This is a genomic window from Polynucleobacter sp. Latsch14-2 (genome assembly GCF_018881925.1).
Lineage (GTDB): Bacteria > Pseudomonadota > Gammaproteobacteria > Burkholderiales > Burkholderiaceae > Polynucleobacter.
In genome coordinates this window covers 123935-139018 of the sequence record NZ_JACVPL010000006.1, presented here as the reverse complement: position 1 = coordinate 139018, position 15084 = coordinate 123935, and the positions used below count along the sequence as shown (strand labels likewise).

The window sequence follows — 15084 nt, the reverse complement described above, 5'->3', positions numbered from 1 at the left end:
CAGTTTGGCTAAGGTGTTGATAGGTCATGGCTACTTTGACTTGGAGGTCTAGAAGCTTTGGATACTAAAACATCCTTAGCCTCCTTACCTAGTTGTTCAAAGTTGCACTTCGTGGTTGAATCCACCTTTGATTAACTACTTGAAGTAACTGATTTTCAACAAGCATTAATGATGTACAGGGTTTTACATAAAAAAAGCAAGACTCCCTAACTACAATACAAATAAGGAGCAGTATGAATAACAAAACCATCCAATTACTCCAGGATCCCTTTCTCAATACTTTACGTAAAGAGCATGTACCTGTTTCTATCTACCTTGTAAATGGCATTAAGTTGCAGGGCAATATTGAATCATTCGATCAATATGTTGTTCTTTTGCGCAATACAGTTACGCAGATGGTTTACAAGCATGCGATTTCTACAATCGTGCCAGCGCGTGCAGTGGAGTTTCGTTTAGAAGAAGCTAACCCTGTTTAAAACTGGAGTAGATGCGGCACTCGCTGTTCTGGTTGGAGTTGATACCGGACGCGAAGATTTCGCAGATAGCATGGCTGAACTCAGCTTATTGGCTGATAGTGCTGGCTCTGTGCCTGTAGCCAGTGTAGTAGCTCGCAAGGGCAGAACGGATCCTGCTTTATACATTGGGTCTGGTAAGGCAAATGAGCTCAAGAGGGTTATGGAAGAGCATGGTGCTGAATTAGCTATCTTCAACCATCCGCTTTCGCCAACCCAACAAAGAAATCTTGAGCGTCATATCGGCTTTCATGTCATGGATCGGACGGGTCTGATCTTGGATATCTTTAGCAAGCGGGCTCAAAGTCATATTGGCAAAACTCAGGTTGAATTAGCTCAGGTCAGATATCGGATGTCACGATTAGTGAGGGCGTGGAGTCACTTGGAGCGCCAACGCGGTGGTATTGGTGTGCGGGGCGGTCCTGGTGAGACTCAAATGGAGTTAGATCGCCGAATGCTGGCAACGAAGGCTAAACGCCTAGAAAATGAGCTTGAAAAGCTTCAACGTCAACAGAGGACTCAAAGGCGGGCCCGCAACCGCAAGGACGTTTTCTCGGTTTCTTTGGTGGGTTACACCAATGCTGGCAAATCCACCCTATTTAATGCCTTAACTAAAGCAGGGGCATATGCCGCCGATCAGCTATTTGCTACCCTGGATACGACCTCTAGGAGGATTCATTTAGATGGGGTGGGCTCGATTGTGGTTTCCGATACCGTTGGATTTATCCGTGAATTGCCCCATCAATTGGTCGAGGCCTTTAGGGCTACCTTGGATGAAACCATCCATGCCGACCTGATATTGCATGTAATTGATGCCTGCAGCCCTGTAGCGCGGGAGCAACAGGCAGAAGTAGAGGCTGTTTTACGAGAAATTGGGGCTGACGACATCCCCCGTATTGAGATTATGAATAAGATCGATCAGATGCCTCAAACCTTCCTAAAAGGGGCTGTTTTGGAACGGGATGGACAGGGTTTCCCGAATCAGATTTTCCTGTCCGCCAAGACTGGCTTAGGCCTTGATTTGTTACGCTCAACGTTGGCGGAATGCTCTCAAATGACTGATAGAATAAGGGTCGAGCACAACCGAGCTAAAAAACAATTAGCTCCAGATGAGTTTTTAGCTCCTTTACCCGAACGACCAGAATCTTCTGACTTTAACCCTATCCTAAATCGAAGCTATACACCTAATGATGCGTAAATTGATTGGCCTGTTTTCGGTCACCGATCCAAACAATGGATCCAAGGATGCTAAAGGTGAGCAGGGGGGTGATCAAGCCCCAAAAGTAGATCCTGGTAATCAAGATAAACCTGGCAATAACCAGCCTAAGCAAGCCCCAAAGCCTGATGGACCTCCAGACCTAGATGAGTTGTGGCGCGATTTTAATGATCGAATTGCTAGTATTTTTGGTGGCAAGAAAAAGCCGGAGCCAACAGTAAGCAAGCCAAGTAATAAGCCCAGCAGCACGGATATTCCACAACCGGAAGATCGTGTAAACAGGGTTGGCAATAGTGGTGGTGGAGGCAATGTCAGTGGCAATGGAGCTCCCAGTTTTCATTTTTCCAACCCCTTTAGTTCTAAAGCTAGTATTTTGTTGGCTGCTGCTGGCATCTTCTTTATATGGGTTTGTAGCGGATTTTTCATTATTCAAGAAGGTCAGGCCGGAGTGATTCTCACTTTTGGTAAGTATGACTACACCGCTAAGCCTGGCATTAATTGGCGTATGCCTTGGCCTATTCAGGCGCAAGAAGTTGTTAATCTCTCAGGCGTTCGCTCTGTTGAGGTTGGTCGTCCTGTACTTATTAAAGCGACTAATCAAAAAGATTCATCAATGCTGACGGAAGATGAAAACATCATCGATGTGCGCTTTGCTGTTCAATACCGTCTAAAAGATCCAACGGATTATTTGTTTAATAATCGGGACCCCGATGCTTCAGTCGTTCAGGCGGCAGAAACTGCCGTTCGTGAGATTGTTGCGCGCAGCAAAATGGATACCGTCTTGTATGAGGGTCGTGAAAAAATTGCAATTGATTTGGCGAGCTCCATTCAGAAGATTTTGGATAGCTACAAGGCTGGTATCTATGTCACTAGTGTCACCGTGCAAAATGTTCAACCACCCGAGCAGGTGCAGGCGGCTTTTGATGATGCGGTAAAGGCTGGTCAAGATCAAGAGCGCTTAAAGAGCGAGGGCCAAGCCTATGCCAATGACATTATTCCCCGTGCTAAAGGTACTGCAGCACGTTTGATTCAAGAGGCTGAGGGTTATAAGGCGCGCGTAGTTGCTACGGCTGAGGGTGATGCAACTCGTTTCAAACAGATTTTGGTTGAGTACTCAAAAGCACCTCAGGTAACCCGTGATCGTATGTATATCGACACAATGCGCGATATGTATAACAACGTGACTAAGATTTTGGTTGATACAACCAAGAGCAATGGTTTGCTGTATTTACCGCTAGATAAAATCGTTGCACAGGTTAGCGCTGAAAGCTCACAAGCTGCTAACGCACAGGTGAATCAAGCGACACCAACAGGTTCTGTGACTGTTGGGGGCACTACAGGCAATCCTCCGGCGCCTATCTCGGTTACCAATGTTTCCAGTCCTTCAGCAAATGCCCCTCCCGCAGTCATTAGCGGTGGTACGGGTGATAAACGAGACGGCTTGCGTAGTCGCGATCGGGAGTCTCGATAATGAATTTAAATCGCCTGATTGCAGGGCTTATTGCGCTGATCGCATTAGCCTACGTTCTTTCATCGAGTATTTTTGTTGTTGATCAACGAAAGTTTGCCGTAGTGTTTTCTTTTGGACAAATTGTTCGTGTGATTGAGCGGCCAGGGTTGCAAGTGAAATATCCTGCGCCTTTTGAGAATGTTCGTTTCTTTGATCGTCGTATTTTGACAATTGATAATCCAGAGGCAGAGCGCTTTATCACTGCTGAGAAAAAGAACTTACTAGTAGATTCTTATGTGAAGTGGCGCATTGTTGATCCGCGTAAATTCTTCATTAGCTTCAAGGGTGATGAACGTTTGGCTGAAGATCGTCTGACCCAATTGGTTCGTTCCGCCCTAAATGAAGAGTTCACAAAACGTACGGTCCGCGAATTGATTTCAGATCAGCGTGAGCAGGTGATGCAGGGCATTCGCAAAAAAGTAGCGGACGATGCTTCGGATATCGGTGTTGAAATTGTCGATGTGCGTTTAAAACGGGTTGATTTATTGGCCGAGATTAGTGATTCTGTTTATCGCCGCATGGAGGCAGAGCGTAAGCGTGTTGCCAATGAGTTGCGTTCTACAGGCGCTGCTGAATCAGACAAAATTCGCGCCAATGCTGAGCGCCAACGCGATACGATCTTGGCCGAAGCCTATCGTGATGCTCAAAAGATTAAAGGAGCTGGCGATGCTAGAGCGACAGCTTTATATGCCGAAGCCTTTGGGCGTGATCCACAGTTTGCACAGTTCTATCAAAGTCTTGAGGCTTATCGCAGCTCTTTCAAGGATAAGAAAGACATCATGGTGGTTGAGCCCAATGGTGAGTTCTTTAAGTTCTTACATAAAAAATAAACGAAAGTGAATAATCTAGATCATGAATCGTTGGTTGCTTCCTGAAGACATTGCTGATGTTTTGCCGGCCGAGGCTCGTAAAGTAGAGTCTCTGCGTCGTGCCATCTTGGATTTGTATCAATCCTATGGTTATGAGCTTGTAGCGCCCCCTATCTTGGAGTTTCTGGACTCATTGCTAACGGGTACTGGTTCTGATCTCAATTTGCAAACCTTCAAGTTGGTTGACCAACTGTCCGGGCGTACCTTAGGCTTGCGTGCTGATATGACGCCGCAAGTAGCGCGCATCGATGCTCATTTATTAAATCGCACCGGTGTTACGCGCCTTTGCTATGCAGGTTCTGTTGCGCATGCTCGCACACCAGTAGGCAGCTCTGCGCGCGAAGAGCTCCAGCTTGGTGCCGAGATTTATGGCTGCGCTACTTGGGATGCAGATTTTGAGGCGCTTACCTTACTGCTAAGGACCCTGGGATTGGCTGGTCTAGATAAGGTATATCTTGATTTATCTCACGCCGGTATTTTGGCTGGCATTCTCGATGGTCAAAATCTCAGTAAATCGGATATTGAAACGCTCTACGGATTGTTACAAAGTAAAGATCGTCCGCGCCTTAAGGTTTGGACTCAATCATTCAACTTTAAAGCCTTAGACAGCTTAATTGCATTAACTGAATTAAATGGGCCTTGTGCTGAAGTCTTAACTAAGGCAAAAAAGGTGCTACCAAAGCACAAATTAGTTGATGAAGCACTTGCACAGCTTGAGCGCTTATCGACTGCTGCAACGTCGCTATCTCAGGATTTAGAGCTGAGCATTGACTTGGCTGACCTGCGTGGTTATCAATATCACAGCGGTGTGATGTTTGCAGCTTATGTGGATAAGTTGCCACAACCGATTGCACGTGGCGGACGTTATGACCATGTTGGTCAAGCATTTGGACGTTCGCGACCTGCTACCGGATTTTCATTGGATCTATTGACCTTAGCCAATCTATCGCCAATCAGCATGCGTAAGTCTGCCATTGTTGCGCCTTGGATTGATGATGCTCATTTAAATAAAGCCATTGCCGCATTGCGTGCAAGTGGTGAAGTTGTGATTCAGGTGATGGCTGGTGATCAAGCACAAGCAGCTGAGTATGAATGTGATCGAGAGTTGGTACAGCAGGGAAGCTCTTGGGAAGTAAAGAAAAAGTAAAGCGCTGAAGTTGGTCGCTAATAAAGAATTAAACCTATTTTGTAATTATTTTTTTGGATTTTATTATGTCTTCTAAGCAGCAAGCACATGGTCGTAATGTTGTTGTCATCGGTACCCAATGGGGCGATGAGGGCAAGGGAAAAGTTGTTGATTGGTTGACTGATCATGCACAAGCAGTAGTGCGGTTTCAGGGTGGGCATAATGCTGGCCACACTCTGATTATCGGCGATAAGAAAACGATCTTGCGCTTGATTCCCTCCGGCATCATGCACAAGGAAGTGATCTGCTATATCGGCAATGGCGTAGTCCTCTCACCAGAGGCCTTGTTCAAAGAGATTGGCGAACTTGAGGCTGCTGGTTTAGATGTTCAAAGCCGCTTAAAGATTTCTGAGGCGACTACCTTGATTCTTCCTTACCACGTTGCAATTGATCATGCGCGTGAGAAGAAGCGTGGCAATGCAAAAATCGGTACCACTGGTCGTGGTATCGGACCAGCTTATGAAGATAAAGTGGCGCGACGTGCTCTGCGTGTACAGGACTTGTTCTACCCAGAAAAGTTCGCAGCACAATTGCGTGAGAACCTTGAGTATCACAACTTCATGCTGACCAACTACTATGGTGCAGAGCCTGTAAATTATGAGAAGACCTTGGCCGAAGCTTTGTCTTATGCTGAACGTATAAAGCCGATGGTTGTGGATGTATCTAGTGCTTTATACGCTGCTGAGCAAGCGGGTCAAAATCTTCTATTTGAAGGTGCGCAAGGGACTTTGCTTGATATTGATCATGGCACCTACCCCTATGTCACCTCTAGCAACTGTGTAGCTGGTAACGCCGCTGCTGGATCTGGCGTTGGACCTGATTCATTGCAATATATTTTAGGTATCACTAAAGCTTATTGCACGCGTGTTGGCGCTGGTCCATTTCCGAGTGAGTTATACGACCATGACAATCCTGCAAGACAGGATCCGATTGGGGTCCGTTTGGCTGAAGTTGGAAAAGAGTTTGGTTCTGTTACGGGCCGCCCGCGCCGTACCGGTTGGCTTGATGCAGCTGCGTTGAAGCGCTCCATTCAGATCAATGGTTTAACGGGCCTTTGTATTACTAAATTAGATGTTCTAGATGGCTTAGAAACTATTCGCCTTTGCGTTGGCTACCAATTAGATGGTCAAAAATTAGATGTGTTGCCCCGTGGCGCAGAATCTGTTTCTCGTTGCGACCCAATTTATGAAGATTTCTCAGGGTGGAAGGGCAGTACCTTTGGTATCCGTGAGTGGGATAAACTTCCAGTGGAGGCTCAAAAGTTCCTGCGCCGTATCGAAGAGGTAGCCGGTAAACCGATCGCGATGGTCTCTACTGGACCTGAACGTGATGAAACTATCTTGCTTCAGCATCCATTCCAGGATTGATGCAAAATATTTGACAAAATTTTATTTAACATTTGTAACTAAGGTTTAAATCATGACCGCACGCACTACCTGTAATGGCCTTCAAGTAGCCACCCCCTTATATCGCTTTATAGAGGATAAAGTGCTCCCTGGCACTGGCATCAAGAGCGCAGACTTTTGGAAGGGTTTTGACGAGATCGTTAAAGATCTGACGCCTAAAAATGAAGCATTACTGGCTAAGCGTGACCGTTTGCAATTGGATTTAGATGCGTGGCACAAAGCAAACCCAGGCCCGATTAAAGATATGCCTGCGTACCGCAAGCACTTAAAAGAAATCGGGTACCTTGATGATGTGCCTGGAAAAGTTTTGGGTACGACCAAGAATGTTGATGATGAGTTGGCGCTGCAAGCCGGCCCTCAATTGGTTGTGCCTGTTTTAAATGCGCGCTATGCGCTCAATGCCGCGAATGCACGTTGGGGCTCTTTGTACGACGCTCTCTATGGCACTGATGTGCTCTCTGAGGAAGATGGCGCTACCAAGGCTGGCGCATACAATCCGATTCGTGGTGCTAAGGTGGTTGCCTATGCGCGTAATTTCTTGGATCAAGCAACTCCTTTAGCTAGCGGGTCGCATCGTGATGTTGTGGCCTATACCGTTGACGGTAATAAACTCGCCATTAAATTAAAGGATGGCAGCGTTACAGGCTTGGCTGATGAGAAACAATTTGTGGGTTATCAAGGTGATGCTTCGGCGCCTTCATCCATCCTCCTACGCAATAACGGCATTCACATCGATATCGAAGTTGATAAGAGCAAGACTATTGGCTCAAGCGATCCCGCTGGCGTGAATGACGTAGTGCTAGAAGCAGCCTTATCCACTATTTTGGATTTGGAAGACTCTATTGCTGCAGTTGACGGCGATGATAAAGTTCTCGCCTATGAAAACTGGCTAGGGATCTTGAAAGGCACTTTAGTTGAAGAAGTGCAAAAGGGTGGCAAAACTTTTATTCGCTCACTGAACCCGGATCGTCAGTACAAGGCTGCTTTTGGAGCAGTGAATGCGAAAGATGGCGTGGTAACTTTGCATGGCCGTTCACTTTTATTCCTTCGCAACGTTGGTCATTTGATGACTAATCCAGCCGTTATTACCAGTGAAGGCAAAGAGATCTACGAGGGTATCCTCGATGCGGTTGTAACGGTTTTGATTGCTTTGTATGACATCAATCGTCCAGCATCACAGGCTATTGGTAATACTCGCAAGGGTTCTGTCTATATCGTGAAGCCAAAAATGCACAGCCCAGAAGAGGTTGCTTTTGCAGGTGAGCTCTTTGGTCGTGTTGAGAAATTACTTGGTTTACCTGCTGACACAGTCAAGCTTGGCATTATGGATGAAGAGCGTCGCATGAGCGCTAACATCAAGGCGGCGATTGCTGCTGCGGGCGCACGCGTTGCCTTTATCAATACCGGCTTCTTGGATCGCACTGGCGATGAAATGCATACCGCAATGCATGCTGGACCAATGATGCGCAAGGGTGATATGAAAACCAGTAAATGGTTGTCAGCTTATGAACGCCGCAATGTTTTTGCTGGACTCGATTGTGGTTTACGTGGCCGCGCACAAATCGGTAAAGGTATGTGGGCTATGCCAGACTTGATGAAGGCGATGTTGGAGCAAAAAATCGTACACCCTAAAGCGGGTGCGAATACTGCATGGGTACCATCTCCAACAGCTGCTACTTTGCACGCACTTCACTATCATCAGGTAAATGTATCCGAAATCCAAAAAGAAATGGAAAAATTGGACGGTGCTGCCGAAGCTGAGGCTTTAATCAATGATCTCTTAACGATTCCAGTAGTTGAAAAAGCTAACTGGTCCAAGGAAGAGATTCAGCAAGAGTTAGACAATAATTGCCAGGGTATTTTGGGTTATGTTGTGCGCTGGATTGATCAAGGTGTTGGTTGTTCCAAGGTGCCTGATATTCATAATGTTGGATTGATGGAAGACCGTGCAACACTGCGCATCTCTAGTCAGCATATTGCGAACTGGCTTCTTAACGGGATTGTGAGTGAGGCGCAGGTTAACGAGACATTGCAGCGTATGGCTAAAGTGGTTGATGGTCAAAATGCTGGTGATGCTTTGTACAAACCAATGATGCCGAACCATCAAGACTCCTATGCATATAAAGCAGCTAGTGATTTGATCTTCAAAGGTCTTGAGCAACCCAATGGCTATACCGAGCCGTTGCTGCATGCATGGCGTTTAGTGGTAAAGCAAGCTGCTGCGAAATAATATTAGAGCTGCTTAATGGGAATGGATTTGTCGTGAGGCAAGTCCATTTTTTATTACCGGAATAGTCTGCCATGTTTGGCTTTTTAAATCCCTTTGCAAAACCTGTTAAGCAGTTGAGCTATCAGTTCAATGATGGCGGTAGGGCTGCAGCTGGATTTAAGGGTGGGGCAGGTGACTGTGTTGTGCGGTCAATTGCGATTGCTGCCAACCTACCTTATCTTCAAGTTTATGAAGATTTAAGGCTTGCTAATGAGTCATATGCACAGTCTAGAAACGATAGGCTGGCCAAAAGGCTCAACCTAAAAGGAGCATCCCCTCGAAATGGCAATCATCGCAATGTCTTTCATGGCTACATTATTGATTTGGGCTTTATTTGGGTGCCAACTATGAAGGTTGGGGCAGGCTGCCAGGTGCACATGAGGGGCGATGAACTTCCCCAAGGTACCTTGATTGTGAAGGTCTCAAAACACTTAAGCGCTGTGCTCAATGGCGTCATTCAGGATACCCACAACCCGTCAAGAGCTGGAAATCGCTGCGTATATGGCTATTACATGAAGACTTAAAGTTATTTCTTAAGATTCAAAAATATTTCAATATGACGCAAAAATGATTGAAAGTTCGCTATAAAAGACTAGTTTTTGGTCTTTTTACTTAAAGTTAAAGCTTACGGCGATCATATTTAAGGTTCCAGGCCTCTTTGTATAGGCTTGTCATCCCAATCATCACAGATGTTGTCCAGGCAAGCGAAAAGAGGCCTGTAAAGGCAATGAAAAAAGATAGGCTTTTCCAACCAGTGGGCAGGATATCCGACACAAAGCCTACTGTTGTGTAACAGCTTCCAGCAAAGAGAATGGACTGAACTGTGCTCGGGATCAGATGAAGCCAAATGATGATCCCAGACCAGATAAAAATCTCTGAAATGTGAATCAATGCAAAAAATATAAAAGTTACATAAAAATGGAAGAATATTCGGTTGTATTGCTTTAGTGCAAGGTTTGCCTTGGTAAGGCGCTCGAAGCGCATCACAATGTGGTTTAGAGCGCTTCCGTGGAAGATCAGGATGATGGTCAGGCCAATCAACCCACAGATGATGTCAATGAACAAAAAGGTGAATGAGAAACCCTGAGGGGGAGGCAGCATTATTTCCATTTAATCGGTTCGCTAGGGTTTGGTCTTGTGGATTTACTCTGATCGTACCTCAATGCAGAGTAAGGCGCTAGAGTGGATAATAGGCTCCCAGCCACTATTTGCATTGTTGACCCTATCTTGAGTTCTGTTCGCACCCCCCAGCAAGAACGTTTCTTATTGCTTGCCTTGGCTGGCATCCAGTTCACCCATATTCTAGATTTCATGATCATGATGCCCTTGGGTCCGGAATTTATTCGCGTACTCAACATTAATACGCATCAGTTTGGCTTATTGCTCTCTTCTTACACTTTCGCAGCAGCGGTAGCAGGTATTTTTGCGACCTATTATGTCGATCGTTTTGAGCGTCGTCAGTTGCTGTTGAGTCTTTATGCCTGCTTCATTATTGCTACGCTGGCTTGCGGATTTGCCCCTAACTACCTACGCTTTTTATTGCAAGAGCTTGTGCGGGGGCATTTGGCGGCATTCTTGGATCTTTGGTCCAAACGATTGTGGCTGACTCCATTCCATTTGAGCGAAGGGGTAAGGCTTTAGGTACAGTGATGGCAGCATTCTCTGTGTCGACAGTTGCCGGAGTTCCCCTAAGTTTATTTTTGGCTAACCACATTGAGTACTTGGGCTGGCGTGCCCCATTTATTTTTATTGCTCTAGTCTCCACACTGATCTTATATTTGGCGTATCGCAATATTCCCAAGATCGCCGGTCATCTTGATCACGTTCATGAGGGCACTCGTTTTAAGCAGATTTACGATATCGCTATTGCCCATCATCATCTCAGAGCTTTTATTTTTATGGCCTTGATTATGATTACTGGCTTCTCAGTAATTCCATATATTGCCTTGTATTTCACATCTAATGTCGGGGTTGATAACTCGTATATTTCATTAATCTATCTTTGCGGTGGAGTTGCCACACTGATGACCTCACGCTATATCGGACAGATATCAGACAAGTACGGAAAGGTTAAGGTGTTTAGGGTTCTGGCGATTGTGAGCCTTGTACCGCTATTGGTAACAACCAATCTTCAACCCGTACCCCTGTGGATGGTTTTGATTAACTCCACCACATTCTTTATCTTGATTTCTGGTCGCATGATTCCAGTGATGGCTATGGTGAGTCAGGTCGTAGAGGCTAGAATTAGAGGTACCTTTATGAGTTTGATCGGCTCTGTGCAAATGCTAGCCCTTGGGGTTGCTTCGGTTGCTGCTGGCGCCATAGTCACGATCGGTGCTGATGGCAAGATGGAGCACTACAACATAGTTGGTTATGGCGCAGTAGTGTGTAGCTTACTCACTGTATGGTTGGTAGGATATATTCATGCCGACCAGAAGACTTCTTAAGAGATTGCTACTTTATAAATTGATTGAATGAGGTGAACCCAATGACAGCTTATATTCGGCCCGACGGAAATTCCGTCAATGCATATTTAGCAGAACCTAAACATGCTGTAAATGCACCGGGGATTGTGGTGATTCAGGAGTGGTGGGGCTTAAATGATCAGATCAAGGGCGTGGCCGATCGCCTAGCAGAGGCAGGTTATCGCGCTTTGGTGCCGGATTTATATCGTGGCAAAGTAGCTTTAGAGGCTAATGAGGCGGAGCATTTAATGAACGACCTGAACTTTGGAGAAGCGGCTGGTCAAGATATCCGTGGAGCCGTTCAGTTCTTAAAATCGAGCGGCAGCGCTAAGGTAGCTGTAACTGGTTTCTGTATGGGTGGTGCCTTAACTGTTTTATCAGCATGCAATGTCCCTGAACTTGATGCTAGCGTAGTTTGGTATGGTTATCCCCCTTTAGAATATGTTGATGCTAAAGCAGTGACTAAGCCTATGATGGCTCACTGGGCTCTTCATGATGATGCTTTTGACATTGGCGGCGTGGATCTCTTGGAGGCAAAACTACTCGACTCTGGAGCTCATCTAGAGTTCTATCGTTATGATGCTAAACATGCATTTGCCAACGAAGAAGCCGATTCCAGAAATCTACCATTTTTAAAGTATCAGGCCGAAGCCGCTAAGCTAGCCTGGAGCCGTACGATGGATTTTCTAAAAAAACAACTGCATTCCTAATTTTTAATTCTCAATCATCGTTATGCATCTCTTCGCCGAAAATCTAGCAGTAGAAATTTGCACCTACTATCGCAATTTAGCGCTTGCTCATGGTGTCATTCCAAAGGTATTCACCATGGTGAATTCCGAGGGGGATCAGTACCTGTTCTTTATTGACGATCTCGGCATGGACGACTCTAAAGCCTCGAAATTTTTGACTTATATTGTGCAGGCGCATGATGCAGTCTGTTATGCCAGAGGAACCTTGGTTATTTTGGACAAGACGCAGCAACTCATTGAGTTTGCAGTGATCGATAAAGATGATGATGAAGCGATTGTATGTTCGGCCGAATTAACGCGCGATATGGAAGAGAGACCGATTGGTCTATCTGAATTTGAGAAGACCTTGGCACCCAAGAAAACCATTTACTTTAGCGGTTTGTTTGAGCTGCAGAACCTCTCGGCAGATTTGCTTGAAGACTTCCAGGATTTGTGGGATGAGATGAAGGGCAAAATTTTGCATCGGACTATGGGCTTATAGTCCAAGATTTCTAAAGCCCTTCATCAACACAGAAGTCGTTAACAGCTAGTTCTATTGATTCCTAGATTCTTTGATGAGTTTTAACTCCCAAGGAATAATGACCTTTGAAAAAATCACCGGATCAATCCATCCAGTAGATTCGCGCCCAAGGTGTCCGCCACGCGGATTAACCCAGGCCTCTTTAGGAATATCACCACTGCGAAGCAGAAGTTCAGCATCCTGAATTGGGGTTTGAGTATCCTTCGCACCAGCTACTACTAACATCCGTGTAGTTGGCTTACCTAAGAGTCCTTGTTTCTTCAGTGACATTTCTGGGACCAAGCGATAGAGGTCATCCACAGTATTTGCACCTTCATACACATAAAGCGTGGCTGGAATGTAATCGAATAAATATTCCTTATTGCCATTTACTTTTGAAGTAATCACCGCCTCTGAGAAGGTGACATCCACCGCTGGAGATTGCGCAACCACACCGAGTAAACGATCCTTTTCTGTAATGCCCAGCTTGGCAGACCAATGTGCCCCAAAGCTCACACCAAAAGCAATAATGCGTTTGTTATCCACTTTGGGGTGCTTGTATAGGTAATCAATTGCAGTAGAAAACATGCGGTCAGCCTTGTTGTCTACTTTAATCGGAGCCTGTCCTGTGCCTGGACCATCAATAGCCAAGAAGCCGACGCCTTGATCCAGAATCTCCGTATAGCTTTCAGCTACAGTTTCTTTTCTACTATCTAAACCATTAATTGCCAGAATCATGGGTACTGGACCTTTTGCATTTTTAGGAAAGCGCAAGTAGCCAGTAATGAATTTTCCTTCAAATGGAATTTTCACAACTTCAGTTGGAGTATCTTGTGTATTCAAATATTGAATATAAGCATTGATTGCTTTGTCGTAAGACGCTTTCTTGCCGGGGGAGTTAGGAACAGGAAATTGCCCAAAGTAATATAAGCGCCAAGCGCGCTTATATGCAGCGCCAGCCTCTTTTTTGGTTTTAGCACTGGCGGCGATAGCCATATACTTGTCGGCTACCGAGCCAAATCCATTGGCCCAATCATCTGGATCACGTGTCGTGATCTTTGAAAACGCCTCTTCCACATCGCTCTGATTTAAACCGCCCAGTGGGTAAGCACCTCGTTTGACTCGATCAATAGATTCATGTTTGATCTCATCAATACTTCTATCAATTACCTGGGCATTGGCAGGGAGTCCGACCGATAGCAGCATTAAAAAAATGATCACGCTTAGCGTCGACCGAGTTCGCGTTTGAGGGTAAAACATCGCCTTTTGAAATATGCGGATGGATTGCATATTTGTCTCCTTTAATCGTTATTATTTTTGGTTTTAACCTCCAGCGATCCTAATCCAAATCGAGAAAATACTCAATATTGCCCAAAACTCGATATTTTCTAAATTGATTTATGATGTGGTTGATAAATTACTAGAATAAATATGAGACCAACCTACCTAAAATTCGCCTTAGTTTGCCTTTCTGCGCTCATGTCTGGGCACGCATTTTCTGCCGATGTCTATCCTGACCGAGCAGTGAAAATCATCGCCCCCCAAGCCCCTGGCGGGGGTGTGGATATTGTCGGAAGAATTATTGCCGATCAACTGCGGATTGCAACTGGGCAACCCTTTCTAATTGATAACCAGGCTGGGGCAGGCGGCGCGATTGCAGCGAAGATGACGGCGAGGGCTGTGCCAGATGGCTATACCTTAATGATTGGTTATGTAGCAACCCATGGGACTAATCCAGCCGTAAAGAAAAATATTTACGATCCAATCAAAGATTTCACAGCGATTGGCATGATTGGCGGCACTCCGAATATTTTGGTTGTTTCAAAAGGGGTGCCTGTGCGCACACTGCAAGAATTTGTGGTGTATGCAAAAGCAAATCCAACCAAAGTTGATTATGGAACTTCAGGGGTTGGCACGCTTAACCATCTGTTAATGGAAGAGTTTAAGTCTGTATCTGGTGTGCCTAGTATGGCCGTTCCATACAAGAGTATTGGACAGGCTTTTACAGATTCTATTGGTGGTCAAATTCAGGTGATATTCCCAGGGGTTTCGGCAGCAATGCCCCATATACGCAATGGATCATTTAAGCCTCTGGCCATCACGGGTGATCAACGTAATTCCCTATTGCCAAATGTGCCGACTTTTAAGGAGTCGGGATATGAGGGCTTTAATAGCCTAACTTGGTACGGCATTGTCGGCCCTCCAGGATTGCCAATTGCAATTCGCAATAAGCTAAACAAAACTTTAGCGCAAATATTAGCAAAACCAGATGTTCAAAAGATGCTTAGCGAACAGGCCATTTACATCATGCCGATGACTCCTGAGCGATTTGAAAAATACATCACTGATGAAGTTAAGCATTGGACCGAAGTGGCACGCGTCAGCAAAGTAGAGGCAGATTAA

The 15084-nt window shown here is 45.5% G+C and carries 13 protein-coding genes and 1 pseudogene; 12 read left to right on the top strand and 2 right to left on the bottom strand.

Translation table 11 applies throughout. The features are described 5' to 3' along the window. Positions 1–233: 233 nt before the first annotated feature. The 8 genes from hfq (at position 234) to ICN46_RS07255 (ending at position 9492) form a co-directional block, all read left to right on the top strand. Entirely contained in the window at positions 234–476 is a 243-nt protein-coding gene (gene hfq / locus ICN46_RS07290; RefSeq protein WP_216206613.1) for an RNA chaperone Hfq, read from the top strand. Next, positions 469–1710 (top strand): GTPase HflX, encoded by a 1242-nt coding sequence (gene hflX, locus ICN46_RS07285; RefSeq protein WP_524538596.1) that lies wholly within the window; start codon positions 469–471, stop codon positions 1708–1710. The genes hfq and hflX overlap by 8 nt, the downstream gene beginning before the upstream one ends. Then, entirely contained in the window at positions 1700–3199 is a 1500-nt protein-coding gene (gene hflK, locus ICN46_RS07280; protein WP_216206610.1) for an FtsH protease activity modulator HflK, read from the top strand. Before hflX ends, hflK begins: the two co-directional genes overlap by 11 nt. Continuing rightward, entirely contained in the window at positions 3199–4068 is an 870-nt protein-coding gene (gene hflC / locus ICN46_RS07275; RefSeq protein WP_216206606.1) for a protease modulator HflC, read from the top strand. Before hflK ends, hflC begins: the two co-directional genes overlap by 1 nt. Before the next feature lie 22 nt (positions 4069–4090). After that, positions 4091–5254 carry an ATP phosphoribosyltransferase regulatory subunit gene (locus tag ICN46_RS07270; protein WP_216206603.1) on the top strand — a complete coding sequence of 388 codons (1164 nt, stop codon included), beginning with the start codon at positions 4091–4093 and terminating at the stop codon, positions 5252–5254. A gap of 65 nt (positions 5255–5319) precedes the next feature. Further along, positions 5320–6660 carry an adenylosuccinate synthase gene (locus ICN46_RS07265; RefSeq protein ID WP_216206600.1) on the top strand — a complete coding sequence of 447 codons (1341 nt, stop codon included), beginning with the start codon at positions 5320–5322 and terminating at the stop codon, positions 6658–6660. Positions 6661–6712: 52 nt separating this feature from the next. Further along, positions 6713–8929: a malate synthase G gene (locus ICN46_RS07260; protein WP_216206597.1), complete on the top strand. Its 2217-nt coding sequence runs from the start codon at positions 6713–6715 to the stop codon at positions 8927–8929. Between the two features lie 71 nt (positions 8930–9000). Beyond that, positions 9001–9492: a hypothetical protein gene (locus ICN46_RS07255; protein WP_216206594.1), complete on the top strand. Its 492-nt coding sequence runs from the start codon at positions 9001–9003 to the stop codon at positions 9490–9492. Between the two features lie 94 nt (positions 9493–9586). Here ICN46_RS07255 and ICN46_RS07250 read toward each other — a convergent pair whose 3' ends face one another. Continuing rightward, positions 9587–10069: a hypothetical protein gene (locus tag ICN46_RS07250; RefSeq protein ID WP_255538785.1), complete on the bottom strand. Its 483-nt coding sequence runs from the start codon at positions 10067–10069 to the stop codon at positions 9587–9589. 210 nt (positions 10070–10279) lie between these two features. Between ICN46_RS07250 and ICN46_RS07245 the strand changes: the two are divergent. The 3 genes and pseudogenes from ICN46_RS07245 to ICN46_RS07235 all read left to right on the top strand — a co-directional run bounded on the left by ICN46_RS07245 (position 10280) and on the right by ICN46_RS07235 (position 12663). Further along, positions 10280–11415: pseudogene (locus tag ICN46_RS07245) on the top strand (MFS transporter). Between the two features lie 41 nt (positions 11416–11456). Continuing rightward, positions 11457–12143, top strand: coding sequence for a dienelactone hydrolase family protein (locus ICN46_RS07240; RefSeq protein ID WP_216206588.1), 687 nt, complete (start codon positions 11457–11459; stop codon positions 12141–12143). Positions 12144–12165: 22 nt separating this feature from the next. Next, a complete protein-coding gene (locus ICN46_RS07235) occupies positions 12166–12663 on the top strand; it encodes a hypothetical protein (protein WP_216206585.1) in 498 nt (165 codons plus the stop codon). A 51-nt stretch (positions 12664–12714) separates the two neighbouring features. On the opposite strand, the gene ICN46_RS07230 is transcribed toward ICN46_RS07235, so the two are convergent. After that, positions 12715–13971 (bottom strand): alpha/beta hydrolase, encoded by a 1257-nt coding sequence (locus tag ICN46_RS07230; RefSeq protein WP_216206582.1) that lies wholly within the window; start codon positions 13969–13971, stop codon positions 12715–12717. Positions 13972–14112: 141 nt separating this feature from the next. On the opposite strand from ICN46_RS07230, the gene ICN46_RS07225 reads away from it, so the two are divergent. Beyond that, the gene (locus ICN46_RS07225) at positions 14113–15084 is read left to right on the top strand and encodes a Bug family tripartite tricarboxylate transporter substrate binding protein (protein ID WP_216206579.1); all 972 of its coding nucleotides are present in this window, start codon (positions 14113–14115) and stop codon (positions 15082–15084) included.

What these genes read in the sequence shown, in the direction of transcription:
- ICN46_RS07235 (WP_216206585.1), top strand. Translation starts at nt 12,166, where the DNA reads ATGCATCTCTTCGCCGAAAATCTAGCAGTAGAAATTTGCACCTACTAT.
- ICN46_RS07230 (WP_216206582.1), bottom strand. Translation starts at nt 13,971, where the DNA reads ATGCAATCCATCCGCATATTTCAAAAGGCGATGTTTTACCCTCAAACG.
- ICN46_RS07240 (WP_216206588.1), top strand. Translation starts at nt 11,457, where the DNA reads ATGACAGCTTATATTCGGCCCGACGGAAATTCCGTCAATGCATATTTA.
- ICN46_RS07225 (WP_216206579.1), top strand. Translation starts at nt 14,113, where the DNA reads ATGAGACCAACCTACCTAAAATTCGCCTTAGTTTGCCTTTCTGCGCTC.
- ICN46_RS07260 (WP_216206597.1), top strand. Translation starts at nt 6,713, where the DNA reads ATGACCGCACGCACTACCTGTAATGGCCTTCAAGTAGCCACCCCCTTA.
- ICN46_RS07265 (WP_216206600.1), top strand. Translation starts at nt 5,320, where the DNA reads ATGTCTTCTAAGCAGCAAGCACATGGTCGTAATGTTGTTGTCATCGGT.
- ICN46_RS07270 (WP_216206603.1), top strand. Translation starts at nt 4,091, where the DNA reads ATGAATCGTTGGTTGCTTCCTGAAGACATTGCTGATGTTTTGCCGGCC.
- hflK (WP_216206610.1), top strand. Translation starts at nt 1,700, where the DNA reads ATGATGCGTAAATTGATTGGCCTGTTTTCGGTCACCGATCCAAACAAT.
- hfq (WP_216206613.1), top strand. Translation starts at nt 234, where the DNA reads ATGAATAACAAAACCATCCAATTACTCCAGGATCCCTTTCTCAATACT.
- ICN46_RS07255 (WP_216206594.1), top strand. Translation starts at nt 9,001, where the DNA reads ATGTTTGGCTTTTTAAATCCCTTTGCAAAACCTGTTAAGCAGTTGAGC.
- ICN46_RS07250 (WP_255538785.1), bottom strand. Translation starts at nt 10,069, where the DNA reads ATGCTGCCTCCCCCTCAGGGTTTCTCATTCACCTTTTTGTTCATTGAC.
- hflC (WP_216206606.1), top strand. Translation starts at nt 3,199, where the DNA reads ATGAATTTAAATCGCCTGATTGCAGGGCTTATTGCGCTGATCGCATTA.